The 24,596-nt window shown below is 73.3% G+C and carries 25 protein-coding genes; 17 read left to right on the top strand and 8 right to left on the bottom strand.

The annotated features are described in order from the left end of the window. The first annotated feature begins 88 nt into the window (after positions 1-88). Entirely contained in the window at positions 89-1,387 is a 1,299-nt protein-coding gene (locus AC6CH9_RS06450) for a citrate synthase (protein ID WP_498154178.1), read from the top strand. 120 nt (positions 1,388-1,507) lie between these two features. Here AC6CH9_RS06450 and AC6CH9_RS06445 read toward each other — a convergent pair whose 3' ends face one another. Together AC6CH9_RS06445 and dapD are read right to left on the bottom strand one after the other, a co-directional pair. Further along, complete coding sequence (locus AC6CH9_RS06445) at positions 1,508-2,485, bottom strand: hypothetical protein (RefSeq protein ID WP_498154177.1); 978 nt, start codon at positions 2,483-2,485, stop codon at positions 1,508-1,510. A 31-nt stretch (positions 2,486-2,516) separates the two neighbouring features. Beyond that, a complete protein-coding gene (gene dapD / locus AC6CH9_RS06440) occupies positions 2,517-3,509 on the bottom strand; it encodes a 2,3,4,5-tetrahydropyridine-2,6-dicarboxylate N-succinyltransferase (protein WP_389277851.1) in 993 nt (330 codons plus the stop codon). A gap of 36 nt (positions 3,510-3,545) precedes the next feature. On the opposite strand from dapD, the gene dapE reads away from it, so the two are divergent. The 6 genes from dapE to AC6CH9_RS06410 all read left to right on the top strand — a co-directional run bounded on the left by dapE (position 3,546) and on the right by AC6CH9_RS06410 (position 9,645). Continuing rightward, on the top strand, positions 3,546-4,673 hold the full coding sequence (gene dapE / locus AC6CH9_RS06435) for a succinyl-diaminopimelate desuccinylase (protein WP_498154176.1): 1,128 nt from the start codon (positions 3,546-3,548) through the stop codon (positions 4,671-4,673). A gap of 10 nt (positions 4,674-4,683) precedes the next feature. Then, complete coding sequence (locus AC6CH9_RS06430) at positions 4,684-5,520, top strand: LOG family protein (RefSeq protein WP_047233518.1); 837 nt, start codon at positions 4,684-4,686, stop codon at positions 5,518-5,520. 13 nt (positions 5,521-5,533) lie between these two features. Beyond that, on the top strand, positions 5,534-6,520 hold the full coding sequence (gene folP / locus AC6CH9_RS06425) for a dihydropteroate synthase (protein ID WP_498154175.1): 987 nt from the start codon (positions 5,534-5,536) through the stop codon (positions 6,518-6,520). After that, on the top strand, positions 6,517-7,734 hold the full coding sequence (locus AC6CH9_RS06420) for a hypothetical protein (protein ID WP_498154174.1): 1,218 nt from the start codon (positions 6,517-6,519) through the stop codon (positions 7,732-7,734). The genes folP and AC6CH9_RS06420 overlap by 4 nt, the downstream gene beginning before the upstream one ends. Before the next feature lie 120 nt (positions 7,735-7,854). Then, a complete protein-coding gene (locus AC6CH9_RS06415; protein WP_064506638.1) occupies positions 7,855-8,022 on the top strand; it encodes a DUF3117 domain-containing protein in 168 nt (55 codons plus the stop codon). After that, positions 8,023-9,645, top strand: a complete 1,623-nt coding sequence (locus AC6CH9_RS06410) for a leucyl aminopeptidase family protein (protein WP_498154173.1) — start codon at positions 8,023-8,025, stop codon at positions 9,643-9,645. It begins immediately after the preceding gene. A gap of 30 nt (positions 9,646-9,675) precedes the next feature. On the opposite strand, the gene AC6CH9_RS06405 is transcribed toward AC6CH9_RS06410, so the two are convergent. After that, a complete protein-coding gene (locus AC6CH9_RS06405) occupies positions 9,676-10,281 on the bottom strand; it encodes an O-methyltransferase (RefSeq protein WP_269430019.1) in 606 nt (201 codons plus the stop codon). A gap of 250 nt (positions 10,282-10,531) precedes the next feature. On the opposite strand from AC6CH9_RS06405, the gene sigE reads away from it, so the two are divergent. Further along, positions 10,532-11,158, top strand: coding sequence for an RNA polymerase sigma factor SigE (gene sigE, locus AC6CH9_RS06400; protein WP_498154172.1), 627 nt, complete (start codon positions 10,532-10,534; stop codon positions 11,156-11,158). Continuing rightward, positions 11,155-12,114 (top strand): zf-HC2 domain-containing protein, encoded by a 960-nt coding sequence (locus AC6CH9_RS06395; protein ID WP_498154171.1) that lies wholly within the window; start codon positions 11,155-11,157, stop codon positions 12,112-12,114. The genes sigE and AC6CH9_RS06395 overlap by 4 nt, the downstream gene beginning before the upstream one ends. A 19-nt stretch (positions 12,115-12,133) precedes the next feature. Here the strand turns inward: AC6CH9_RS06395 and AC6CH9_RS06390 are convergent, their stop codons facing one another. Then, positions 12,134-12,379 (bottom strand): hypothetical protein, encoded by a 246-nt coding sequence (locus AC6CH9_RS06390; RefSeq protein ID WP_498154170.1) that lies wholly within the window; start codon positions 12,377-12,379, stop codon positions 12,134-12,136. A gap of 10 nt (positions 12,380-12,389) precedes the next feature. On the opposite strand from AC6CH9_RS06390, the gene AC6CH9_RS06385 reads away from it, so the two are divergent. From AC6CH9_RS06385 to AC6CH9_RS06365, 5 genes are all read left to right on the top strand, one after another. Then, positions 12,390-13,610, top strand: a complete 1,221-nt coding sequence (locus tag AC6CH9_RS06385) for a S1C family serine protease (protein ID WP_498154169.1) — start codon at positions 12,390-12,392, stop codon at positions 13,608-13,610. Positions 13,611-13,619: 9 nt separating this feature from the next. Then, positions 13,620-13,967: a twin-arginine translocase TatA/TatE family subunit gene (locus AC6CH9_RS06380; protein ID WP_498154168.1), complete on the top strand. Its 348-nt coding sequence runs from the start codon at positions 13,620-13,622 to the stop codon at positions 13,965-13,967. Positions 13,968-14,047: 80 nt separating this feature from the next. After that, a complete protein-coding gene (gene trpS / locus AC6CH9_RS06375; RefSeq protein WP_498154167.1) occupies positions 14,048-15,139 on the top strand; it encodes a tryptophan--tRNA ligase in 1,092 nt (363 codons plus the stop codon). Further along, the gene (locus AC6CH9_RS06370; RefSeq protein WP_498154166.1) at positions 15,136-15,699 is read left to right on the top strand and encodes a 2'-5' RNA ligase family protein; all 564 of its coding nucleotides are present in this window, start codon (positions 15,136-15,138) and stop codon (positions 15,697-15,699) included. The genes trpS and AC6CH9_RS06370 overlap by 4 nt, the downstream gene beginning before the upstream one ends. A 10-nt stretch (positions 15,700-15,709) precedes the next feature. Then, positions 15,710-16,864, top strand: coding sequence for a YihY/virulence factor BrkB family protein (locus tag AC6CH9_RS06365; RefSeq protein WP_498154165.1), 1,155 nt, complete (start codon positions 15,710-15,712; stop codon positions 16,862-16,864). Between the two features lie 174 nt (positions 16,865-17,038). On the opposite strand, the gene AC6CH9_RS06360 is transcribed toward AC6CH9_RS06365, so the two are convergent. From AC6CH9_RS06360 to sdhC, 4 genes are all read right to left on the bottom strand, one after another. Next, positions 17,039-17,806, bottom strand: coding sequence for a succinate dehydrogenase iron-sulfur subunit (locus tag AC6CH9_RS06360; protein WP_087471552.1), 768 nt, complete (start codon positions 17,804-17,806; stop codon positions 17,039-17,041). Next, positions 17,806-19,638 carry a succinate dehydrogenase flavoprotein subunit gene (gene sdhA / locus AC6CH9_RS06355; RefSeq protein WP_498154164.1) on the bottom strand — a complete coding sequence of 611 codons (1,833 nt, stop codon included), beginning with the start codon at positions 19,636-19,638 and terminating at the stop codon, positions 17,806-17,808. The genes AC6CH9_RS06360 and sdhA overlap by 1 nt, the downstream gene beginning before the upstream one ends. A 67-nt stretch (positions 19,639-19,705) precedes the next feature. Further along, a complete protein-coding gene (locus tag AC6CH9_RS06350; protein ID WP_047233508.1) occupies positions 19,706-20,167 on the bottom strand; it encodes a succinate dehydrogenase hydrophobic membrane anchor subunit in 462 nt (153 codons plus the stop codon). Beyond that, positions 20,167-20,550 carry a succinate dehydrogenase, cytochrome b556 subunit gene (gene sdhC / locus AC6CH9_RS06345; protein WP_081772373.1) on the bottom strand — a complete coding sequence of 128 codons (384 nt, stop codon included), beginning with the start codon at positions 20,548-20,550 and terminating at the stop codon, positions 20,167-20,169. The genes AC6CH9_RS06350 and sdhC overlap by 1 nt, the downstream gene beginning before the upstream one ends. A gap of 233 nt (positions 20,551-20,783) precedes the next feature. On the opposite strand from sdhC, the gene AC6CH9_RS06340 reads away from it, so the two are divergent. The 3 genes from AC6CH9_RS06340 (at position 20,784) to AC6CH9_RS06330 (ending at position 24,479) form a co-directional block, all read left to right on the top strand. After that, positions 20,784-21,932 carry a mannose-1-phosphate guanylyltransferase gene (locus AC6CH9_RS06340; RefSeq protein ID WP_498154163.1) on the top strand — a complete coding sequence of 383 codons (1,149 nt, stop codon included), beginning with the start codon at positions 20,784-20,786 and terminating at the stop codon, positions 21,930-21,932. Then, on the top strand, positions 21,929-23,158 hold the full coding sequence (locus AC6CH9_RS06335; protein WP_498154162.1) for an amidohydrolase: 1,230 nt from the start codon (positions 21,929-21,931) through the stop codon (positions 23,156-23,158). The genes AC6CH9_RS06340 and AC6CH9_RS06335 overlap by 4 nt, the downstream gene beginning before the upstream one ends. A gap of 226 nt (positions 23,159-23,384) precedes the next feature. Further along, a complete protein-coding gene (locus tag AC6CH9_RS06330; RefSeq protein ID WP_498154161.1) occupies positions 23,385-24,479 on the top strand; it encodes a BMP family lipoprotein in 1,095 nt (364 codons plus the stop codon). The last annotated feature ends 117 nt before the right edge of the window (positions 24,480-24,596 follow it).

Genomic DNA, 24,596 nt, shown 5'->3' with positions numbered 1-24,596 from the left:
CGTGACGGTTCAGGATTGGTCACGTGCGGGTGAAGCGGGGTACGGTCGACCGCGCGGCAACGGCGCGAGCAGCAGCAGGAAGGGAACCATGACCACCACTCAGCAGGCGAAGGTCCGCCTCCTCGTCGACGACCAGGCGCAGGACCTGCCCGTGGTCGCGGCGACCGACGGCAACGACGGCATCGTCGTGTCCTCCTTGCTCAAGTCGACCGGCCTCGTGACCGTCGACCCGGGCTTCATGAACACGGCGTCGTGCGAGTCGAGCATCACCTACATCGACGGTGACGCCGGCATCCTGCGGTACCGCGGGTACCCCATCGAGCAGCTCGCCGAGCAGTCGAGCTTCCTCGAGGTGGCCTACCTGCTCATCCACGGCGAGCTCCCGGACACCCCGACCCTCGAGGCCTTCGTCGAGCGCGTCAACCGCCACACGCTCGTGCACGAGGACTTCCGGACCTTCATGGGGACGTTCCCGCGGGGCGCCCACCCGATGGCCGTGCTCTCGTCCGCGATCAACGCGCTGTCGACGTTCTACCCCGAGTCGCTCGACCCGTTCGACGACGAGACCGTCGAGCTCGCGACGGTCCTGCTCCTCGCGAAGTCGCGCACCATCACGTCCTACCTGCACCGCCGCCGTGTCGGTGAGCCGCTGCTGTACCCCGACTACTCGCGCGGCTACGTCGACGACTTCCTGCGCATGACGTTCGCGACGCCGTACCAGCAGTATGAGGCCGACCCGGTCGTCGTCGACGCGCTCGACAAGCTGCTCATCCTGCACGCCGACCACGAGCAGAACTGCTCGACGTCGACCGTCCGCGTCGTCGGCTCGTCGCACGCCAACCTCTACGCCTCCGTCGCGGCGGGCGTCAACGCGCTCTCCGGCCCGCTGCACGGCGGCGCCAACGAGTCCGTCCTGACGATGCTCGACAAGATCGCGGGTGCCGAGTACGACGTCGACACCTTCATGAAGAAGGTGAAGAACAAGGAGGACGGCGTCCGCCTCATGGGCTTCGGCCACCGGGTCTACAAGAACTACGACCCGCGCGCGGCCATCGTCAAGAAGTCCGCGGACGCCGTGCTCTCGACCCTCGGCAAGAAGAACCAGCTCCTCGACATCGCCATGGGCCTCGAGGAGATCGCGCTCAACGACGACTACTTCATCGAGCGCAAGCTCTACCCGAACGTCGACTTCTACACGGGCCTCATCTACAAGGCCATGGGCTTCTCGCCCGCGATGTTCACGCCGCTCTTCGCCCTCGGCCGCATGCCCGGCTGGATCGCGCAGTGGCGCGAGATGATGAAGGACCCGCAGACCAAGATCGGCCGCCCGCGCCAGGTCTACGTCGGCGAGACCGAGCGGGACTACGTCCCGGTCTCCGACCGCTGACACCCGCTTCCCGGTCGCCGCGTCGCTCACCCCACGGTGAGCGGCGCGGCTTCCGTCGTTCTGGCACGCGTGCACGACGAGTGCGACGACGGCGGTCGACCGGCGCTCCTCGGGCCGTCGTCAGGACTCGTCGGGGACGGCGACGTGCACGCGAAGGAGGCCGGGGTCGAGCGGGGCGAGCTCCTCCGGGTCGAGCGCGGTCCAGGTCGAGTCGTCGCGGGACCAGCGGCGGTCGCCCACCTCGACGGCGACGACGTTCGTCGCGTTCGCGGTGGCGACGGCCCATTGGGCGACCGCCCACGCGGCGCGGTCCGGACCGCCGTCCTCGCCCGCGGCGAGCAGGCCCGAGGCGTCGACCTGCACGGTGCCCCCGTCCCCGCCGTCGAACGGGGACACCCGCGCCCCGTCGCCGAGGTCGCGGGCGACACGGTCCTGGAACGGCTGCGTCGCCGCGCCCTCGGACGGGACCTCGGTCGCGGCCACGGGCGCGAGGTCGCACGTCAGGGAGGCGGGGGACCAGCCCGTGAGCGCGGACGCCCAGGCGCGGGACCGGGGTTCGTGCTGCGCGTACGCGTCGGGGAACGCGGAGCGCTGGACGGTCTGCGCCGCGACGGTGACCTCCATGGCCTCGTAGCCCTCGACCGTCTCGAGCACGTCGTAGAACGCGTCGGTCGAGTACACGGGGTCCATGATCTGCTCGACGGTGCCCCAGCCCTGGGACGGGCGCTGCTGGAACAGGCCGACGGAGTCGCGGTCGCCGTAGTCGATGTTGACGAGCCGGGACTCCTGGAGCGCGGTCGCGAGGCCGATCGTCGCGGCGCGGGCCGGGAGCCCTCGGCGCACGGCCGTGCCTGCGACGAGCGCCGCGTTGTCCGCCTGGGTGACGGACAGGTACCAGGTGCGGCCGTCGGCGGCCGCGGCGCAGCGCTCGGCGACGGGCGTCTCGTCGTCGAGCCGGTTGAGGGCGACGACGACGCCGCCCACCGCGACCGCGGCCACCGTGAGGAGGGTGACCGCGGCGCGGAGCGGGCGACGCCGGGGGCGCGCACGGCCGACGTCCGGCAGGTCCCGGGGGCGGGGGGCTCGGGTCGTGGTCATGCGGGACGCCGTCGTGCTCGTCGGTGGGGGGTCAGTTCGCGTGCAGCGCGGCGTTGAGCTCGACGCCGGCGCCCGTGCGGGACACGGCCTCGACGCCGCCGGTGAGCGAGTTGCGGCGGAACAGGATGCCGGAGCGGCCGGAGAGCTCGCGCGCCTTGACGACGAGGGGCTCGCCCGCGGCGTCGGCCTGGCCGACCACGGTCACCTTGGTCCCCGCGGTGACGTACAGGCCGGACTCGACGACGCAGTCGTCGCCGAGGGGGATGCCGAGGCCTGCGTTGGCGCCGAGGAGCGAGCGCTGCCCGACGGAGATGACCTCGCGGCCACCCCCGGAGAGGGTGCCCATGATCGACGCGCCGCCCCCGACGTCGGAACCGTCGCCGACGACGACGCCCGCGGAGATGCGGCCCTCGACCATCGACGTGCCGAGCGTGCCGGCGTTGAAGTTGACGAATCCCTCGTGCATGACGGTCGTGCCGGGAGCGAGGTGGGCCCCGAGCCGCACCCGGTCGGCGTCGGCGACGCGGACGCCTGAGGGGACGACGTAGTCGACCATGCGCGGGAACTTGTCCACGCCGTACACGGTCACGGTCTGCCCGGTCGCGCGCAGGCGCAGGCGCGTCTCCTCGAAGCCGTCGACCGCGCACGCGCCGTGATTGGTCCAGACGACGTTCGTCAGGACGCCGAAGAGCCCGTCGAGGTTCTGGCCGTGCGGGGGGACGAGGCGGTGGGAGAGCAGGTGGAGGCGCAGGTACGCGTCGGCGGTGTCGGCGGGGGCGGCGTCGAGGTCGATCTCCGTCCGGACCACGACGACGTCCACGCCACGCAGCTCGTCGCGCTCGGCGAGCGCGTCGAGCGAGGCGGGGACGGTCGTGTCCGCCGGGGCGGCGCCGAGCGCCGGGGCGGGGTACCAGACGTCGAGGGTCGTGCCGTCGTCGGTGACGGTCGCCAGGCCGTAGCCCCACGCCGTACGCGGCTCGGACGCGGCCGCCGAGGGGGCGGTCGCGGGGGTCGCAGAAGTCATGCGCCCCACCCTATCCGCCGCCGGTAGGGTGCTGGCGTGACCTCTCCCACCGCTGCCGCCCTGCCCGTGCTCGACCTTCGCGGCGATCTCGTCGCCCTCTTCCGCGCGGTGTGCGACACGCCGTCGGTGAGCGGCGACGAGCGTGCGCTGGCGGACGCGGTCGAGACCGCGCTGCGGGCGTGCCGGCACCTCGAGGTCGTGCGCGACGGCGACACGGTCGTCGCGCGCACGGCGCTCGGCCGGGAGCGGCGCGTCGTGGTCGCGGGCCACCTGGACACGGTGCCGCTCACGGACCCGCCGAACCTGCCCACGCGCGTCGTGGGGGAGGGGGCGCACGCCGAGGTCTGGGGCCGTGGGACGGTCGACATGAAGGGCGGCGTCGCGGTCGCGCTCGCGCTCGCGGCCGAGCTGGACGCCCCGGCGCAGGACGTGACGTGGGTGTTCTACGACAACGAGGAGGTCGCGTCCGACCTCAACGGGCTCGGGCGCCTCGCGCGCAACCGTCCCGACCTGCTCGCGGCCGACTTCGCGGTCCTCGGCGAGCCGACGTCCGCCGGCCTCGAGGGCGGGTGCAACGGCACGCTGCGCGTCGACGTGCGCGTCCCCGGGGTCGCCGCCCACTCCGCGCGCTCCTGGACGGGCGCCAACGCGATCCACGCGGCGCACGAGGTGCTCGACCGCCTGGCGGCGTACGTCCCGCAGCAGATCGAGGTCGACGGTCTGGTCTACCGCGAGGGCATGAACGCGGTCGGCATCTCCGGTGGGATCGCCGGCAACGTCGTGCCGGACGAGTGCGTCGTCACGGTGAACTTCCGGTTCGCGCCGTCGCGCACGGTCGGCGAGGCGGAGCAGCACGTGCGCGAGCTCTTCGCCGGCTTCGAGGTGGTGCTCACCGACGCTGCGCCGGGCGCCCGCCCCGGTCTCGACGACCCGCTCGCGGCGGACTTCGCCGCCGCGGTGCTGGGCGTGACCGGCGGAGCGCCGGCGCCGAAGTACGGCTGGACCGACGTCGCCCGCTTCGCGGAGCTCGGCGTCCCCGCGGTGAACTTCGGCCCCGGGGACCCGTTGCTCGCGCACAAGGACGACGAGCGCTGCCCGGTCGGCGAGCTCGCGCTGTGCCGCGACGCGCTGCGAGCGTGGCTCACGGCCGCCCCCGCGGCATAGGCTCGTGACCATGAGCGACACGGTGCGTGACCAGGGTTCCGACGACGGCCTGCCCCAGGCGGGCACGGGGTACCGGAAGGGGCCGGTGCTGCTGCGCGGGGACCAGATCCCGCGCCAGACGACGGACCAGCGACTCCTCGACACGGGCGGCAGCGCGGACTGGGTCCACTCGGACCCGTGGCGCGTCATGCGGATCCAGAGCGAGTTCGTCGAGGGGTTCGGCGCGCTGGCGGAGGTCGGCCCGGCCGTGTCGGTGTTCGGCTCGGCCCGGACCAAGCCGGACCACCCGGACTACGCGCTCGCCGAGGACGTCGGCCGTCGCCTCGTCGACGAGGGTTTCGCGGTCATCACGGGCGGGGGCCCGGGCATCATGGAGGCGGCCAACAAGGGCGCGTCCGAGGCGGGCGGGCTGTCGATCGGTCTCGGCATCGAGCTCCCGTTCGAGCAGGGCATGAACCGGTACGTGAACCTCGGCGTGAACTTCCGCTACTTCTTCGCCCGCAAGACGATGTTCGTCAAGTACGCGCAGGGCTTCGTCGTCCTGCCCGGCGGGTTCGGCACGTTCGACGAGCTCTTCGAGGCGCTCACGCTCGTCCAGACGCACAAGATCACGGAGTTCCCGGTGGCGCTCGTCGGCACGGACTACTGGAGCGGGCTCCTCGAGTGGGCCCGGACGGCCGTCGCCGGGCGCGGCATGATCAGCGCGCACGACCTGGACCTCGTCCACCTGTGCGACGACCCTGCCGAGGCCGTCGAGTACGTGTGCGACCGCGGTGCCGAGCTGCGCGCCGAGGAGCTCGAGGCGACCGAGGAGCTCGCCCGGGCGCAGGCCGGCGACGCGAGCTGACGGCCCCGGCGCGATGACCCCACCCGGCCCCGCCGCGCCCGGGGAGCCGTCGGGCGGGCACCCCGCCGACGCACCCGAACCGCTGCCTCCCCTCGGGGTCCCACCTCGCGGCACGTCGCTCGTGCTGCGCGGGCGGGTCCTCGAGCGGCCCGCGGTGATGGCGATCGTCAACCGCACCGACGACTCGTTCTACGCGGGCGCGCGCCAGCTCGACGACCGGGAGGCTCTCGCCGCGGTCGAGCGCGCGGTCGTCCAGGGCGCCGAGATCCTCGACGTGGGGGGAGTGCGCGCAGGCGTCGGTCCCGTGGTGACGCCCGACGAGGAGGTCCGTCGCGTCGTGCCGTTCGTGGCTCGGGTGCGCGCGGAGTTCCCCGACCTGCTCGTGAGCGTCGACACGTGGCGGGCGGAGGTGGCGCACGAGGCGGCGCTCGCGGGCGCCGACCTCATCAACGACACGTGGGCGGGCCACGACCCGCGCCTGGTCGAGGTCGCGGGCGAGCACGGTGTCGGGGTCGTGTGCTCGCACACGGGGGGCGCGACACCCCGCACCGACCCGTTCCGCGTCGCCTACCCCGCCCGGCCCGGTGCCGCCGACCCGCGCGACGGCGTCGTCCAGGACGTGGTGGCGACCCTCCGGGCGGCGGCGGAGCGTGCGGTCGCGTGCGGGGTCCCGCGGGCGTCGGTCCTCGTCGACCCCACGCACGACTTCGGCAAGAACACGTGGCACTCCTTGCACCTCCTGCGTCGGACCGAGGTCCTCGCGGGCCTCGGGTTCCCGCTCCTCATGGCCCTGTCCCGCAAGGACTTCGTGGGCGAGACGCTCGACCTGCCGGCCGACGAGCGGCTGGAGGGCACCCTCGCCGCGACGGCCGTCGCCGCGTGGCTCGGCGCGCGCGTCTTCCGCGCGCACGACGTCGCGGCGACCCGGCGCGTCCTGGACCTCGTCGCCGCGGTGCGCGACGAGGCGCCTCCGGCGGCCGCCCTGCGAGGCCTCGCGTGACCACGCGGCGCGCCGCGGCCGGCCCGGGCGAGCGTGCGCGGCTGCGGCGTCCGGCCTCCTGGCCGTGGTGGGCGCAGGTCCTCGCGGTGTACGGCCTTGCGCGCGCGGTGAGCGCGGTGATCCTCCTCGTCGTCGCGAGGTCCCAGGAGGCGAACCCCTGGACGGACGCCGCGCCGTCGTACCTGCCGTACGTCGCGCGCATGTGGGACGCGAGCTGGTACGAGCAGATCTACGCGTCCGGCTACCCCGACACGCTCCCTGTGGGTCCCGACGGCGCCGTCGAGCAGAACGTCTGGGCGTTCTTCCCGCTCTTCCCGGCGCTCGTCCGTGCCCTCGACGCCGTCACCGGTCTGGGGTGGGACGTGCTCGCGCCCACGGTCGCGCTCGTGTGCGGTGCCGGCGCCGTCTTCGTGATCCACCGGCTGGTCGCGACGGCGGGCGCCGCGGCCGTCGAGCGCCGGCCGGGCCTGCCGCTGGCGACCGTCCTGCTCGTGAGCGTCTTCCCGTCCAGCCCCGTCCTCCAGGTCGCGTACACGGAGTCCCTCGCGCTCCTCCTCGTGGCGTCCGCGCTCCTGCTGCTGGCGCGCCTCCGCTACGGGTGGGCCGCGCTCGTCGTCGTCCTCCTCGGCTTCTCTCGCGCCGTCGCGCTGCCGATGGCGGCGGTCGTCCTGTGGCACGGGATCGTGCGCTGGCGGCGCGGCGACCTGCGCGGGCCGGACGCCGCGCGGGTGAGCGGTCTCCTCGCCGTCGCCCTGGCGAGCGGGTTCGTGTGGCCGTGGGCGTGCAGCGTCGTCACGGGCGTGCACCAGGGGTACTTCCGCACGCAGGAGGCGTGGCGCGGGGGAGCGGAGGTCGTGCCGTTCGTCCCGTGGGTCGACGTGTCGCGGTGGCTGATGGGCGACGTCGGCCCGTGGGCCCTCGCGCTCGCGCTGCTCGCGACGGCCGCCCTCGTGCTCAACCCCGTCGCGGCGCGGCTCGGCCCGGAGATGCACGCGTGGTCCGGCGCATACCTCGCCTACCTGGTCGCGGCGATCCAGCCGGGCACGTCGCTCGTGCGGTTCCTGCTGCTCGCCTTCCCGCTCGCGGCCGTGACCGTCGGGTGGACGCGGTCCCGACTGTGGCTGGCCGCCGTGACCGTCGCCGGCGTCGCGGGTCAGGTGTGGTGGGTGTGGTCGCTGTGGCGGCTCGTCCCACCGTCCGGCTGGCCGCCGTGACCCGGACGCCCGGGATGTCGGCACGGGTGAACTAGACTGTCCTCGGGCGTCGTCCGAGGTCGGACGCCCCTCCTCGCGCGTGCGGGGTGGACTCGGGACAACGGAAATGGAGTGCCATCGATGGCTGCGATGAAGCCGCGGACGGGTGACGGGCCGCTGGAGGTCACCAAGGAAGGGCGAGGCATCGTCATGCGGGTCCCGCTCGAGGGTGGCGGACGCCTGGTGGTCGAGCTCAACGCGACCGAGGCCAGCGAGCTGGGTGAGGCGCTCCAGGCCGTGGTGGGCTGATTGCCCGCACGTGAGCGCCGGGCCTCCGGTCTCCCCGGGCTGCCGCGCACGCTGCCCGAGGTGGTCGGTGCCCGGGGCGCTCTGAGCGACGCGGCACTCCTCGACGACGCGCAGGTCGACGCGGTCGTCGTGGCCGTCGCGCCTCCGCGCGAGGCCGAGGACGGGTTGCAGCCGCGTGCCGGCACCGTCGACGCGACGGTGCGCTACGGCGTCGACCTCGCGGAGCTCGCCGAGCGTGCGGGCGGGCGGAGCTTCCGCGGTGCGTCGGGAGAGGTCGTACGCGTCGACCTGCCGCGCGCGCACGCCGGGTCCGCGACGCGGCTCCCGTGGGCGGGCCTGCCCCCGCGGATCCTGCTGCTCGGGGTCGGTGCCGGGACGGCGCAGGACCTCCGGCGCGCCGGTGCGGCCCTCGCCCGTGCGTCGCGCGGCCTGGAGCGCGTCGTCAGCGCGGCCACCGCCGACGCCGGTCCTGACGGGATCCGCGCGTTCGTCGAGGGCTACCTGCTCGCCGCGTACGACCAGCCCCGGCAGAGCGGGTCCGCACCGTCCGCGGCCGAGTCGGCCGCGGAGCAGCTCGTCCTGCTCGCGCCCGAGGACCGACCCGACGTCACGGCGACGATCGAGACCGCGCAGCGCGCCGCGGCGGCGACCTGGCTGGTCCGCGACCTCGCCAACGTCCCCTCCGACATCAAGGACCCGGCCTGGTTCGCCGACCGCGCCGTGGAGCTGGCCGACGCGCTCGGGCTCGACACGACCGTCCGAGGCCCTGCCGAGCTGGGTTCGGAGGGCTTCGGGGCGCTCCTGGCCGTGGGTGCGGGCTCGGCACGACCGCCGCGGCTCGTGACCGTCACCTACGACCCGGCGGACCACGGAGTCCTCCCTGCGGGCGCCGACGTCCGGCACGTCGTCGTCGTCGGCAAGGGCATCACGTACGACACCGGCGGCCTCTCCATCAAGCCGCGCGAGGCGATGGTGCCGATGAAGACCGACATGGCGGGCGCGGCCGTCGCGCTCGCGGTCGTGCTCGGCGCCGCCCGCGCCCGCGCCGACCGCCGGGTGACCGCGGTGCTCCCGCTGGCCGAGAACCACGTGGGCGCCGCTTCCTACCGCCCGGGGGACGTCCTGCGCACCTGGTCGGGCCGGACGGTCGAGGTCGCGAACACCGACGCGGAGGGCCGCCTCGTCCTCGCCGACGCGATCGCGTACGCCGTGGCCGAGCTCGCACCCGACGTGCTCGTCGACGTCGCGACCCTCACCGGCGCGGCGAGCCTCGGCCTGGGGCGCGGGCACGGCGCGCTGTTCGCGACGGACGACGCCGTCGTCGACGCCCTGGAGGAGGCCGCGCTGGTCACCGGCGAGCGCGTGTGGCGCATGCCGCTCGTCGAGGACTACACGGGCGCGCTGCGCTCCGACGTCGCCGACCTCCGGCACGTGCCCGTCGACAGCCCGGGCGGCGGGTCGATCACGGCCGCGCTGTTCCTGCGCGAGTTCGTCGGGGACGTGCCCTGGGCGCACCTCGACGTGGCCGGCCCCGCACGGGCGACCGCCGACCGGCACGAGGTCGTCGCCGGGGCCACGGGGTACGGGGCGCGGCTCCTGCTCGAGGCGCTCGACCGGCTCTGACCGGCGAGTCCCCTCGTCCGCCGGGTCGTCTCAGCGGCGCACGGCGAGCAGCAGGCCGTCGCCGCTCGGGAGCAGGGCGGGCAGCACGCGCTCGTCCGACCGCAGCGACCGGCCGACCTCGCGGACGATCGTCGTCACCTCGTCGCGCCGCGCCGGGTCGGCGACCCGGTCGTGCGACAACGCGCCGTCGACCGCGAGCACGCCGCCCGGGCGCAGCAGGCGCAGGCCCTGCTCGACGTACTCGGGGTAGCTGTGCTTGTCCGCGCCCACGAGCACGAGGTCGTAGGCGCCGTCGGTGAGCCGGGGGAGGACCTCGCTCGCGCGACCCGGGATGGTGCGGGTGCGTGCCGAGGGCACGCCCTCCTCCGCGAAGGCCTCCTTGGCCGCGCGCTGGTGCTCGACCTCGACGTCGATCGTCGTCAGCACGCCGTCGGCCGGCATGCCACGCAGGAGCCAGAGCGACGCCACACCCGTGCCGGTGCCGATCTCGACCACCGCGCGGGCGGCCAGCGATGCGGCGAGCACCTGGAGCACAGCCCCCACGCCCGGGAGCACCGTCGGGCAGCCGAGCTCGGCTGCCCGGTCGCGCGCACGCAGGAGGACCTCGTCCTCGGGGACGAACTCCTCGCTGTACACCCAGCTCGCCGCCTTCGCGCTGCGGTGGGTGCCGACGTCGCTGGTGATCGGTGCCTCCTGGTGGTCCGTCGTCCGCGCGTGCGGCCCGGGGAGGGTTCCCCTGGCGGGTGCGCTGTCTCGGATCGTACCCGTCCCCTCCCACGGCGGCCCGCTCCCGCGCCGCGCGTGTGTGCACACGCCGTGGACGTCGCGCGCACGTCCCGCGGGAGAGGGGGAACACCGGGAGGGAGCCAGGCGTTCTTCTGGGACGATGGACGACGTGGACGACGCACGACCAGGGACGAGCACGCACGGGACGCACGACGGGAGCGCGTGGGTGCCGCCGTCGTGGGACGAGATCGTTCGGGAGCACTCGGCACGCGTCTACCGGCTCGCGTACCGCCTGACCGGGAACCGGCAGGATGCCGAGGACCTCACGCAGGAGACGTTCGTCCGGGTGTTCCGCTCGCTGTCGAGCTACACCCCCGGCACGTTCGAGGGCTGGCTGCACCGCATCACGACGAACCTCTTCCTCGACCAGGTCCGGCGCAAGCAGCGCATCCGGATGGAGGCCATGGGCGACGACGACGGGCAGTACCCGGCCCGTTCCGAGGCCCAGCCGGAGCGCGGCTTCGAGCACGCCAACCTCGACCACGACGTCCAGCGCGCGCTCGACGCGCTCTCGCCCGAGTACCGGGCCGCCGTCGTGCTGTGCGACATCGAGGGCCTGTCCTACGAGGAGATCGCCGTGACGCTGGGGATCAAGCTCGGCACGGTCCGGTCCCGCATCCACCGCGCGCGGTCCCAGCTCCGCGCCGCGCTGCCGCACCGCGACCCCGCGGACCGCCCGGCGTCGGACGACGTCCCGACGCCCGTGGCCGCCCGGGGGGTGGCGTGACGCACCTCGGCTCCCGCCTCTCCGCGCTCGTCGACGGGCAGCTCACGCCCGCCGAGGCGGAGCGTGCCCTCGAGCACGTGGCGTGCTGCCCGCGCTGCGCCGCCGAGCTGTCGGCGGCGCGCGCCGCCCGGCGAGCCCTGAGCAGCGCCGGCCCGGTCGAGCCCGCGCCCGACCTCGCGGCGCGCCTCCTCGCCCTGTCGGCGCAGATCCCCTCGACCGACGGCGACCCGCTCCGCTCGGCGCCCGTGACGAGCGACCCCTGGGCGCAGCCGGTCCCCCTCCCGCGCGGTGCGTGGAGCGGGGAGGTGCGCCGGGGAGCGGTGCGGCGCCGGGTCGTCGGTCTCGTCGTCGGGGGGGTCGGCGTCGCGGCGGTCGGCCTCTTCGCGCTGGGGGAGAGCCCGCTCGTCACTCCGGAGCTCCACCGCAGCGACCCGCTCAGCGTGCTCGCGCAGGCGGCGCCCCGGACCACCGGGGCGCTCGTCGTGGGAGGGGTGCGCACCGCGGACCAGGCCGCGGGTGAGGGTGCCGCTCCCGACGGCACCGCGGCGCTCGCGGCGCTCGACGCCCAGGGCTGGACCTGCCCCACGGCGCTCCCGGAGGGCTTCAGCGTGGTCGACGTCCGGGACGACGCCGCGCGCGGGGTCGTCGAGATCGACCTCGAGGCGCCGGGCGGCGAGGCCGTCGTGCGTGAGCAGTCGGGTCTCCTGGACACCGCCTCGCTCGCGGGCGGGGAGACGTGGGACGTCGACGGCCGCCGGGTGCACGTGCTGTCCGATCAGCCGTGGCACGTGGTCTGGCAGTCCGGCGACACGGTGATCGACGTCGTCGCCGACACCGAGCAGGAGACGGTCGCGGCCCTCGTGGCGGCCTTCCCGGCACGTGACTACGATGCCGGGGTCCCGGCGCGCATCTCCCGGGGCTGGACGACCATGACAGGAGCGCTCGGCACCTCATGACCGACCCCCAGACCGGCCCTCAGACCGGCCCGGAGCACGCCGGGGCGCCCGACCCCGCACGGAACCCGTTCGCGCCCCCGTCCGCGTACCGCAGCGTGCCGCCCGTCCCGCCGTCGACGCCGGTCGGCCCCGGCCCGGTCCCGCCCCCGCCGAGCGCGACCGTCCCGCCGCCGAGCGCGACCGTCCCGCCGCCGAGCGCGACCGTCCCGCCGCCGAGCGCGGTCCCGTCGCCGGTCCCCGCCCCGGCCGCGGCTCCGGCCGGCACGCCGGGGCCCGTGGACCCGTGGCAGACCCTGCGCTCGTTCGGCGAGCCCGAGCCGCCGACGGCGCCGACGCGACCCGGCGGGTCGGTCGACCCGGCGCTCGTCGGGGTCCCGCGGGGCGCTGCCGGCCCGCCGCCCGGGCGCGGGCTGCGTCCCGCCGTGGTGGCAGGCGTCGCCGCGGTCGCCCTCGTGGCAGGCGCCCTCGGCGGTGTCGCGGCCGACCGGCTCCTCGGGCAGGACTCGCCCGGCCCGTACACGTCGGCGCTGCCGCCCGCCAGCGTCGAGCCGGGCGCGGACCGCCCCGCGGGCTCGGTGGCGGACATCGCCGCCACGGTGCTGCCGAGCGTCGTCTCGCTCCAGGTCCGCGGGACCGACGGCGTCGCCACGGGTTCCGGCTTCGTCCTCCGCGAGGACGGGTACATCCTCACGAACAACCACGTGGTCGCGTCGGCCGCCGACGGCGGGGACGTCGTCGTGCTGTTCTCCGACGGGCACGAGAGCCCGGCCGAGCTGGTCGGGCGGACCGTCGACTACGACCTCGCGGTGGTCAAGGTCGAGGACGCGGGGCTCACGCCGCTCGCGCTCGGCGACTCCGACGCCGTCGTCGTCGGGGACCCCGTGGTCGCCGTCGGTGCCCCGCTGGGCCTCAACGGGACCGTCACCACGGGCATCATCAGCGCGCTCAACCGGCCGGTCCAGGCCGGCGCCGCGGCCGAGACCGCGTTCATCAACGCGATCCAGACCGACGCGGCGATCAACCCCGGCAACTCCGGAGGCCCGCTCGTCAACGGGCGCGGCGAGGTCGTGGGCATCAACTCCGCCATCGCCCAGCCGCCGGGCAGCCAGTCGGCGACCGGGAGCATCGGGCTCGGCTTCGCCATACCGTCCAACCAGGCGCGCCGGACCGCGGAGCAGCTCATCGCCGACGGCGTCGCGACGTACCCGGTGATCGGCGTGCTGCTCGACCAGGGGTACCAGGGCGAGGGCGTGCAGGTCTCGACGCAGGCCCAGGCCGGCAACCCCGCGGTGACGCCCGACGGACCAGCCGACGCCGCGGGGATCCGGCCCGGGGACGTGATCCTCTCCATCGACGACCGGCCCGTCACGGAGTCGGACGAGCTCATCGTCGCCATCCGGGCGAAGGCTCCGGGGGACGCCGTGACCCTGCGCGTCCGCTCGGGCGACCGGGAGCGCGACGTGCGCGTCGTCCTCGACGAGGCCACGAGCGAGTAGTCTGTCGGCGTGTTCGGGATCAACGGAGCCGAGTTCGTCGTGCTCCTCGTCGTGGCGGTCGTCGTCATCGGTCCTGAGCGCCTGCCACGCTACGCGGAGCAGCTCGGGTCGTTCGTCCGGTCCGCCCGGGGGTACCTGCGGGACGCCAAGGCCCGTGTGGACGCCGAGATCGGGGACGAGATCGGGGACGTCGACTGGTCGAAGCTCGACCCCCGCCAGTACGACCCGCGCCGGATCGTGCGCGAGGCGCTCCTCGACGACGAGCCCGTGCGCGAGCGGGTCGCCCCGCCCCCGCCGCCGGCCGCCTCGACCGTCCCGCAGGGCGGCCCGGCGCCGTTCGACGACGAGGCCACCTGAGGCGACCGAGGTCGCCCTCGACCTCCCGTGCGACGGGAGGCGATTCGTTCCGGCGCGGCACCACCTGTCAGAATGGGGCAATGTCCATCGAGGCGACGCACACCGGTCCGGCACCGGTCCCGGAGACCGCGCAGGCGACAGGGGACCCGACCAGCACCAAGCCCCGGATCCTCTCAGGCATGCAGCCCACGGAGGACTCGCTCCAGCTCGGGAACTACATCGGTGCCCTGCGCCAGTGGGTCGCTCTCCAGGACTCCTACGACGCGCTGTACTGCGTCGTCGACCTCCACGCCCTGACGGTCAACCCCGACCCGGAGCGTCTGCGCGAGCGCACGCGCCGCACGGCGGCTCAGTACCTCGCCGGCGGTGTCGACCCGGAGCGCTCCGCCCTGTTCGTGCAGTCGCACGTGCCGCAGCACGCGGAGCTCTCCTGGGTGCTGTCCTGCCAGACGGGCTTCGGCGAGGCCGGTCGTATGACCCAGTTCAAGGACAAGTCCGCGAAGCAGGGCGCTGACGGCACGACCGTCGGTCTGTTCACCTACCCCGTCCTCATGGCGGCTGACATCCTGCTGTACGACGCGGCCCTCGTGCCGGTCGGGGAGGACCAGCGCCAGCACCTCGAGCTCACCCGTGACCTCGCGGAGCGCCTCAACGCCCGCTTCGGCGACGGGACCGCCGTCGTGCCCGAGGCCCACATCGTGCGCTCGGTCGCGAAGATCTACGACCTGCAGGAACCGACGGCGAAGATGAGCAAGTCGTCGTCGAACGGCAAGGGCGTCATCTGGCTCCTCGAGGACCCGAAGGTCGCCGCGAAGCGGATCCGGTCCGCCGCGACGGACTCGGACTCCGAGATCCGGTACGACCCGGTCGCCAAGCCCGGCGTGTCCAACCTCCTCACCATCTACTCCGCGCTCACCGGTCGCGACGTCGAGGCGATCGCCGCCGAGTACGACGGCCAGGGATACGGACGGCTCAAGGTCGACCTCGCGGACGTCGTGGTCGACTTCCTCGTGCCGTTCCAGGAGCGTGCCAACACCTACCTCGCGGACCCCGCGGAGCTCGACGCGGTGCTCGCACGGGGCGCCCAGAAGGCGCGTGACATCGCCGCCGGGACGCTCGCACGCATCTACGACCGCGTCGGCCTCCTGCCCGTCGGAGGGCCGACCGCGTGAACCTCCCGGAGCGTGGGCCGGACCAGGTGCGGATCGGCATCGCGATCGAGGTGCCGGAACCGTTCGCGACGCAGCTCCAGGACGCGCGCGCACGGTTCGGCGACCCGCTCGCGCGGTCGATCCCGCCCCACGTCACGCTCCTCGGGCCGACGGTGCTCGACCCGGCCGAGCTCGACTCGGCACGGGCGCACCTCACCGCGGTCGCCGCCACCGCCGCGCCGTTCCGGGTCCACCTGCGTGGCTCCGCCACGTTCCGCCCGATCTCGCCCGTGGTCTTCATCCAGGTGGTCGAGGGCATCGCCGAGTGCGAGCACCTCGAGAGCACCATCCGCACCGGTCCGCTCGCCCAGGACCTCCGGTTCAACTACCACCCGCACGTGACCGTCGCGCACGAGGTGCCGGACGCCGCGCTCGACGCCGCGTTCGACGAGATGGCCACCTACGAGGCGCGGTTCGAGGTCGCCGGGTTCTCCCTCTACGAGCACGGTGACGACGGCGTGTGGCGCCCGGAGCAGGTCTTCCCGTTGACCGCGGATGCCGGGACCGCGACCGCCTCGTAAGGTTCGGGGCGTGACGTCGGCCCCCTCCGCCACCCCGAGCGCCGCCCGGCGCACGAGGGAGCGCGTCGGGGTGCTCGTCGAGTGGTGGAAGGACAGCCGTCCCGGACGCGCGACCTACCGCTACCTCTACGCGCGCGGTGCGCTGCTGTGCGGCGGCATCGCCTACTCGGCCCTGTTCTCCCTCTTCGCGGCGCTGACGATCGGGTACACCGTCTTCATGCAGGTCCTCGGCGGGAGCCAGGAGCTCATGGACGCCGTGTTCGGCGAGATCAACGAGCTCGTCCCCGGCCTCATCGCGGTCGACGGGGAGAAGGGCGTGATCGACCCCGATCTGCTGCTCCTCGACGCCGGGCTCAGCGTCACCAGCATCGTGGCCGGAGTCGTGCTGCTCTTCTCCGTCGTCTCTTTCATGTACCACCTGCGCGGCGCTGTCCGGACCATGTTCGGCGTCAGCGACGTCGGCCAGAGCGCGCTGCTCGCCCGGGCACGCGCCCTGCTCGGCTTCTTCCTGCTCGCGCTGAGCATGCTCGTCTCCGCCGTCGCGAGCATCGCCGTCTCCTCGATCGGCTACCAGGTCCTGGAGGCGCTCGGGCTCTCCGGCGGGCCCGCGATCCTCGTCACGGGCGCCGGCCTCGTGGTGAGCGTCCTGCTCGACGCCCTGGTCGTCGTCGTGGTGGTCACGCTGCTGGCCGGCGTGCGCGTCCGCCGACGCGACCTGCTCGTCGGTGCGTTCACCGCCGCAGTGGCGTTCGGCGGTCTGCGCTACCTCGGGTCGTCGTTCGTCGCGGGCAGCGCCAGCAGGAACGCGCTCCTCGCGTCCTTCGCCGTCCTCGTCACGCTCCTCGTCCTCGTCAACTTCACCGCGCGCATCCTCCTCGCGGTGTGCGCCTGGATGGCGAACCCGCCCCGCCCGCCCGACCCGGAGCCCGACGGACCTCGGCACGCCCGCGACGGCCGCCCCGAGCTCCCGATGGTCGACGGCACCGCCACGACCGACGCGCGGCACGTGCGCGCCGCCCGGCACGCGGCGACCGGCGACGCCGAGCGCTCGGCGGTCGTCATCGCCTCGGTGGAGGAACGACTCCGTGCCGGCCAGGGCTCCGGCAAGCCCTGGAGCCCGATCGTCCGCGGCGTCCGGCGCGCCCGCCTCCCGCGCGGCACGTAGCAGCCGACGTCGGTGCCGGGTGCGCGATCACCGACCGCGGCCACCAGGCACAGCCACTGCGGCGGGAACCCCCCGGCCCGGGCCGTCCCGACCACACCATGCGGAACGTGCCTCGAGCACGACGGAGGGCGCCGACCTGTTGGTCGGCGCCCTCCGTGCGGGACGTGCGAGAGATCAGAAGGCACGCGTGATCATCGCGCGCTTGACCTCCTGGATCGCCTTGGTGACCTCGATGCCGCGGGGGCAGGCCTCGGTGCAGTTGAAGGTCGTGCGGCAGCGCCACACGCCCTCCTTGTCGTTGAGGATCTCCAGGCGCTGCGTGGCGCCCTCGTCGCGGCTGTCGAAGATGAAGCGGTGCGCGTTGACGATGGCAGCGGGGCCGAAGTACTGGCCGTCGGTCCAGAACACCGGGCACGACGACGTGCACGCCGCGCACAGGATGCACTTGGTGGTGTCGTCGAAGCGCTCACGCTGCTCGGCGGACTGGAGGCGCTCCTTGCTGGGCTCGTTCCCGGACGTGATGAGGAACGGCATGATCTCGCGGTAGGACGCGAAGAACGGCTCCATGTCCACGACGAGGTCCTTGACCACGGGCAGGCCCTTGATGGGCTCGACCGTGATGGGCTTGTCCGGGTTGACGTCCTTGAGCAGCGTCTTGCACGCGAGGCGGTTGCGGCCGTTGATGCGCATCGCGTCGGAGCCGCACACGCCGTGCGCGCACGAGCGACGGAACGTGAGCGAGCCGTCGTTCTCCCACTTGATCTTGTGGAGAGCGTCGAGCACGCGGTCGGTGCCGTGGGCCAGGACGGTGAACTCGTCCCAGTACGCGTCCTCGCCGTGCTCCGACTCGGGGAGGTAGCGCCGGATCCGGAGCGTGACCTCGAACGAGGGGATCTCGCCGGCCTTGGCCTCGGGGGCGGGGCTCTCGAGTGTGGCAGTCATCAGTACTTCCGCTCCATGGGCTCGTACCGGGTCTGGGTGACGGGCTTGGAGCCCAGGGCGACCTTGTAGCCGTCGAACGCCTCGACGTGGTCGAAGTAGCCGGCGACGTGACCGTCGGCGACGTCGCTGGCCGACGTGGGGCGGCGGTACGCCATCGTGTGCAGCATGTAGTTGGCGTCGTCCCGGTCCGGGAAGTCCTCGCGGTAGTGGCCGCCGCGCGACTCCTTGCGGTTGATCGCCGCGACGACCGTGACCTCCGCGATGTCGAGCAGGAAGCCGAGCTCGATGGCCTCGAGCAGGTCGGTGTTGAACATCCGGCCCTTGTCCTGGACCGAGACGTTCTTGTACCGCTTCTGCAGGTCGCGGATGTCCGCGAGGGCCTGGTTGAGCGACTCACCGGTGCGGAACACCTGGGCGTTGGCGTCCATGGTCTCCTGGAGCGCCTTGCGGACGTCGGCGACGCGCTCGCCGTCGGGGCGGTTGCGCATCTCCTCGAGCTGCGCGATCACGGCCGCTGCGGGGTTCTCCGGGAGCTCGGTGTACGACGCCGTCGCGGCGTACGCGGCGGCCGTGCGGCCGGCGCGCTTGCCGAAGACGTTGATGTCGAGCAGCGAGTTGGTGCCGAGGCGGTTGGAGCCGTGGACGCTGACGCACGCGACCTCGCCGGCGGCGTACAAGCCCTTGACGACGTTGTGGCTGTCGCGCAGCACCTCGGCGTCGACGTTGGTCGGGATACCGCCCATCGCGTAGTGCGCCGTCGGGTACACGGGCACGGGCTCGGTGTACGGCTCGATGCCCAGGTAGGTCCGTGCGAACTCGGTGATGTCGGGGAGCTTGGCGTCGATGTGCGCGGGCTCGAGGTGCGTGAGGTCGAGCAGGACGTAGTCCTTGTTCGGCCCGGCGCCGCGGCCCTCGCGGACCTCGTTCGCCATCGACCGGGCGACGATGTCGCGCGGTGCGAGGTCCTTGATGGTGGGCGCGTAGCGCTCCATGAACCGCTCGCCGTCGGCGTTGCGGAGGATGCCGCCCTCGCCGCGCGCGGCCTCGGACAGGAGGATGCCGAGGCCGGCGAGACCTGTCGGGTGGAACTGGAAGAACTCCATGTCCTCCAGCGGCAGGCCGCGGCGGTACGCGAGAGCCATGCCGTCGCCCGTGAGCGTGTGCGCGTTGGACGTCGTCTTGAAGATCTTGCCCGCACCGCCGGTGGCGAAGATGATCGCCTTCGCCTGGAAGACGTGGATCTCGCCGGTCGCCAGGTCGTAGGCGACGACGCCGGTCGCGGTGACGGTCTCGCCGTCGGCGATCTCGCCCGCGGCCAGGTCGTGATCGGTGATGAGGTCGAGCACGTAGAACTCGTTGAAGAACTCGACGTCCTGCTTGACGCACTGCTGGTAGAGCGTCTGGAGGATCATGTGGCCGGTGCGGTCCGCGGCGTAGCAGGAGCGGCGCACCGCGGCCTCGCCGTGGTTGCGGGTGTGCCCGCCGAACCGGCGCTGGTCGATGCGGCCCTCGGGGGTGCGGTTGAAGGGCAGGCCCATGCGCTCGAGGTCGAGGACCGCGTCGATGGCCTCCTTGGCCATGATCTCCGCGGCGTCCTGGTCGACGAGGTAGTCGCCGCCCTTGACCGTGTCGAACGTGTGCCACTCCCAGTTGTCCTCCTCCACGTTCGCGAGGGCGGCGCACATGCCGCCCTGCGCGGCGCCCGTGTGCGAGCGCGTGGGGTAGAGCTTGGAGATGACGGCCGTGCGGACCTTGCCGGACGACTCCAGCGCCGCGCGCATCCCGGCGCCGCCTGCGCCGACGATGACGACGTCGTACTGATGGGTTTGCATCGGGGTCGATGCCTCCTGGGAGAGAGCCGGGTGGAGCGAGAAGACGGGGGCGAGTTGCGGGAGGTGCTCAGGCCGTGCAGAACGACGCGAGCAGCTCGGCCGGCGCGTTCGCGGGGCACGGGTCGAACGTGAAGATCACGAGCGTGCCGAGCACCGTGACGATCGTGAACGCGAGGTACAGCGCGAGCTTGAGGACGAGGCGAGTGCCGTCACGCTCGGCGTAGTCGTTGATGATCGTGCGGACGCCGTTGGTGCCGTGGAACATGGCCAGCCACAGCATGAGCAGGTCCCAGATCTGCCAGAACGGCGAGGCCCACTTGCCGGCGACGAAGCCGAAGTCGATCGCGTGCACGCCCTCGCCCACCATGAGGTTGACGAAGAGGTGCCCGAAGATGAGGACGATCAGCACGACGCCGGAGGCGCGCATGAAGATCCAGCTGTACAGCTCGTAGTTGCTGCGCGTGGCCTTGCGACGCTTGTACGGGTCGCGCGGGCTCGCCACCGCCGAGGCCGTGGTCGTGGTCGACATCAGTGCCCCCCTCCGAAGACGTTCATGAGGTGACGAGGCAGGAAGCCCGCCATCGTCACGACGAACAGGCCGACGACGATCCAGAGCATGGTGCGCTGGTACCGCGGGCCCTTGGCCCAGAAGTCGACGAGGATGATGCGGATGCCGTTGAAGGCGTGGAAGACGATGGCCGCGACCAGCCCCGCCTCGCCGAGGCCCATGATCGGCGTCTGGTACGTCCCGATGACGGCGTTGTAGGCCTCGGGCGAGACCCGGACGAGCGCCGTGTCGAGCACGTGGACGAGCAGGAAGAAGAAGATGAGCACGCCGGTCACGCGATGCGCGACCCACGACCACATGCCTTCACGGCCGCGGTAGAGCGTGCCAGCTGGTGCACTGGGCACTTTGGGGGCCTCCTGTGGCGAGATCAGGGGGGAGATGTCACGTCCGGCCGTGGACCGGAACTCCCTCAGTCCGGACCGCGGGACCGTCGTCGGCATCGGTCTCTGGGCTTCCACCATAGTGACATCGGCGTCATGATGCGGACCGCCGGGGGCGGCGGAGCGGCCCTGCGCGGGGGGTTTGTGACTGATCCCACAGCCCGCGGGGGAACTGCGCGCCTCACTATGCTGCCCCTATGGCCTCTTCGCCTCACCCCTCGTCCGCCGCGGCCGCGTCGCCGATCCCCGGGTTCCACGCCGTCGTCCCGGCGGGAGGGGCGGGCACGCGGCTGTGGCCGCTCTCGCGCGCGGGCTCGCCCAAGTTCCTCCTCGATCTCACCGGGTCGGGCCGCTCGCTGCTCCAGGCGACGGTCGACCGGCTCGTGCCGCTCGCGGGAGAGCAGGGCGTGGTCCTCGTCACCGGGGACCGGCACGTCGCCGCGGCACGAACCCAACTTCCCGGGCTCCCGGCCGAGAACGTCCTGGCTGAGCCGTCGCCGCGGGACTCGATGGCGGCGATCGGCCTCGCCGCGGCCGTCCTCGAGCAGCGGCACGGCGACGTCGTCGTCGGGTCGTTCGCCGCGGACCAGGTCATCACGGGCCGCGAAGCGTTCGAGTCGTCGGTCCGCGAGGCGGTGGAGGCGGCGCGCGCGGGCTACGTCGTGACGATCGGCATCGCGGCGTCCCGACCGTCGACGGCGTTCGGGTACGTCCACAGCGGTGCGCCGCTCGGCGTCGCGGGGGCGCCGAGCGCGCAGCACGTGCGCGGCTTCACGGAGAAGCCGGACGCCGCGACCGCCCAGCGCTACCTCGCGTCCGGCGAGTACCGGTGGAACGCGGGCATCTTCATCGTGCGGTCCTCCGTGCTGCTGGGGCACCTCGCCGACCAGCGTCCCGAGCTGCACGACGGCCTGCGTGCGATCGCCGCCGTCTGGGACGGCCCGGACCGCGACCGCGTGCTCGCCGAGCGCTGGCCCGCGCTCGAGCGGATCGCGATCGACCATGCCGTCGCGGAGCCGGTCGCCGCCGTCGGCGGCGTGGCGGTGGTGCCCGGCACGTTCGGCTGGGACGACGTGGGCGACTTCAACTCGCTCGCCGCGCTGCTGCCCTCGGTCGACGGTGCCGGCTCGAAGGTCCTCGGCGACACGGGCCGCGTCGTCCGGCGGGAGAGCGCGGGGTCCGTGGTCGTGCCCGCGAGCGATCGCGTCGTCACGGTGCTCGGCCTGGACGACGTCGTGGTCGTCGACACGCCGGACGCGCTGCTCGTCACCACGCGCGCCCGGGCCCAGCAGGTGAAGTCGATGGTCGAGACGGTCCGCGAGCTCGGGATGGACGAGCTCCTGTGACCGCCGACGTCACCCTCGCCGCCCGTATCGCCGCCGCGGCGGCGCGCCACGTGGACGAGGTCGTCGCGATCCGCCGCGACATCCACGCTCACCCGGAGGTCTCGCGCGCCGAGACGCGGACGACGGCGCTGCTCGCCGACCGGCTGCGGGCCGCGGGGCTCGAGCCGTGGCTCCTGCCCGGCACGGGCCTCGTGTGCGACGTCGGCCCCGAGCCGGGCGACGTGACGGCCACGGGGACGCCCGACGGCGCGCCGTCGCCCGGGCGCGTGGCCCTGCGCGCGGACATCGACGCGCTCCCGCTGCAGGACAGGTGCGACCTCCCGTGGACCTCGACGGTCCCCGGCGTGGCGCACGCCTGCGGCCACGACGTGCACACCGCGGTGGTGCTGGGTGCCGGGCTCGTCCTCGCCGACCTTCACGCGCAGGGCGAGCTGCGGCGCGGCGTGCGGCTCGTGTTCCAGCCCGCGGAGGAGGTCCAGCCCGGCGGGTCGCTCGACGTCCTCGCCGCGGGCGCGATGGACGGCGTCGACGAGATCTACGCGGTGCACTGCGACCCCAAGGTCGACGTGGGCCGCATCGGGACGCGCATCGGTCCGATCACCTCGGCGTCCGACGAGGTCTCCGTGACCATCGCGTCGCCCGGCGGGCACACGTCGCGACCGCACCTCACGGGCGACGTGGTCTACGCGCTGGGCCAGGTCATCACCCAGGTCCCCGCGGTGCTGGGCCGTCGCCTCGACCCGCGCTCGGGCGTGAATCTCACGTGGGGCGCCGTGCACGCGGGGTCCGCGCACAACGCGATCCCGAGCACCGGGACGGTGCGCGGGACGCTGCGCTGCCTCGACGTGCGCGCGTGGGAGTTCGCGGGGCAGGTGCTGCACGACGCCGTCGAGCAGGTCGTCGCGCCCTACGAGGTGGAGGTGACCGTGCACCACACGCGCGGCGTCCCGCCCGTGGAGAACGACGAGCGCTGCACGGGCCTGCTCGAGGCCGCGGCCCGCGACGTCCTCGGCCCGGACTCGATCCTCCTGACCGAGCAGTCGCTCGGCGGCGAGGACTTCGCCTGGTACCTCACGAAGGTCCCGGGCGCGATGGCGCGGCTGGGCACGCGGACCCCCGGTGGGCGCAGCTACGACATCCACCAGGGCGACCTCCAGGTCGACGAGCGTGCGGTGGACGCGGGGATGCGCCTGCTCGCCCGTGTCGCCGCCGGTCAGGACGGGTGAAGCGGTCCCGACCCGTGGACAGGGGTGTGTCACGCCTCAGACGTAAAGTGACGCTTGCATAACGAAGCAGCGGCGTTACCGACAAGTAACGTGCAGGACCCCTCCGGCTGATTAGTGTTCGGTCCTATAGAGGCCGACGGACCGGTCCTCCCGTGCAACGACGCTCGGGAGGGCCCAGGGGTCCTTCCCTGCGCGGCCCTGCTACGAGAACGACAGGAGCTATCAGGTGAAGAGAGCGACTCAGGTCACCGCGCTCGCGGCCGTCGCCGCGCTCGCGCTGGCCGCGTGCGGCGCCGCACCCGAGGACGACGAGACGACCGGCGGCGGCGACAACACCGCGGGCGGCAACTCCGACTTCTCCGCGTGCATGGTGTCCGACGCCGGCGGGTTCGACGACCAGTCCTTCAACCAGGCCGGTTTCGAGGGCCTGGAGCAGGCGAAGACCGAGCTGGGGATCACGGCCACCGAGGTCGAGTCCTCGGCGGACACGGACTACGCGCCGAACATCGACAACCTCGTCCAGCAGGGCTGCAACCTCGTCATCGGCGTCGGGTTCCTCCTCGAGGACCCGATCCAGGCGGCGGCCGAGGCGAACCCCGACACGAACTTCGCGCTCATCGACTCGTCGTTCACCGACGCGGACTTCAACCCGGTCGAGATCGACAACGCCAAGCCGATCCTCTTCAACACGGCCGAGGCCGCGTTCCTCGCGGGCTACCTCGCTGCGGGCATGACCGAGACGGGCACGGTCGCCACGTTCGGCGGCATCCAGATCCCGTCGGTCGCCATCTTCATGGACGGCTTCGTCGACGGCGTCGCGAAGTACAACGAGGACAACGGCACCGAGGTCAAGACCCTCGGCTGGGACAAGGAGGCCCAGACGGGCTCCTTCACCGGTGACTTCGACAACCAGGCCAACGGCCAGAACCTCGCGCAGGGCTTCATCGACCAGGGTGCGGACATCATCATGCCCGTCGCCGGCCCGGTGGGTCTCGGTGCGGCAGCCGCCGCGCAGAGCGGTGGCGCGAAGATCATCTGGGTCGACTCGGACGGCTTCCTCACGACGGAGTACGGCGACATCATCATCACCTCGGTGATGAAGCAGATCGGTCCGGCGGTCTTCGACACGGTGAGCGAGTCGGTCGACGGCAACTTCACCAACGAGCCCTACGTGGGCACGCTCGAGAACGAGGGCGTCGGCCTCGCGCCGTTCCACGACTTCGAGGACAAGGTGCCGGCCGAGCTGCAGGACATGCTCGCCCAGTACCAGGAGCAGATCATCGCGGGGGACCTGGTCGTGGAGTCGACCAACACCCCGTGACGACCTTCTGAGACCGTCGGTCCCGCGGCCCCTGCGGCTGCCGGGACCGGTGGGACGGTGGCCCGGGCGAGCCCGCCCGGGCCACCGTCGTCATGAGGCGACGCACGAGGCGACGGC

The sequence above is a fragment of the Cellulosimicrobium sp. GQ32 genome, from assembly GCF_059758455.1.
The sequence above is the reverse complement of the archived record's forward strand: the minus strand, read 5'-3'. Positions and strand labels throughout refer to the sequence as shown.

Excerpts from the sequence above, each read along its gene's own strand:
- AC6CH9_RS06450 (WP_498154178.1), top strand. The coding sequence starts at position 89 with ATGACCACCACTCAGCAGGCGAAGGTCCGCCTCCTCGTCGACGACCAG.
- AC6CH9_RS06445 (WP_498154177.1), bottom strand. The coding sequence starts at position 2,485 with ATGACCACGACCCGAGCCCCCCGCCCCCGGGACCTGCCGGACGTCGGC.
- dapD (WP_389277851.1), bottom strand. The coding sequence starts at position 3,509 with ATGACTTCTGCGACCCCCGCGACCGCCCCCTCGGCGGCCGCGTCCGAG.
- sdhA (WP_498154164.1), bottom strand. The coding sequence starts at position 19,638 with ATGCAAACCCATCAGTACGACGTCGTCATCGTCGGCGCAGGCGGCGCC.
- folP (WP_498154175.1), top strand. The coding sequence starts at position 5,534 with ATGACCCCACCCGGCCCCGCCGCGCCCGGGGAGCCGTCGGGCGGGCAC.
- AC6CH9_RS06350 (WP_047233508.1), bottom strand. The coding sequence starts at position 20,167 with ATGTCGACCACGACCACGGCCTCGGCGGTGGCGAGCCCGCGCGACCCG.
- AC6CH9_RS06360 (WP_087471552.1), bottom strand. The coding sequence starts at position 17,806 with ATGACTGCCACACTCGAGAGCCCCGCCCCCGAGGCCAAGGCCGGCGAG.
- AC6CH9_RS06430 (WP_047233518.1), top strand. The coding sequence starts at position 4,684 with ATGAGCGACACGGTGCGTGACCAGGGTTCCGACGACGGCCTGCCCCAG.
- AC6CH9_RS06340 (WP_498154163.1), top strand. The coding sequence starts at position 20,784 with ATGGCCTCTTCGCCTCACCCCTCGTCCGCCGCGGCCGCGTCGCCGATC.
- sigE (WP_498154172.1), top strand. The coding sequence starts at position 10,532 with ATGGACGACGTGGACGACGCACGACCAGGGACGAGCACGCACGGGACG.
- AC6CH9_RS06415 (WP_064506638.1), top strand. The coding sequence starts at position 7,855 with ATGGCTGCGATGAAGCCGCGGACGGGTGACGGGCCGCTGGAGGTCACC.
- trpS (WP_498154167.1), top strand. The coding sequence starts at position 14,048 with ATGTCCATCGAGGCGACGCACACCGGTCCGGCACCGGTCCCGGAGACC.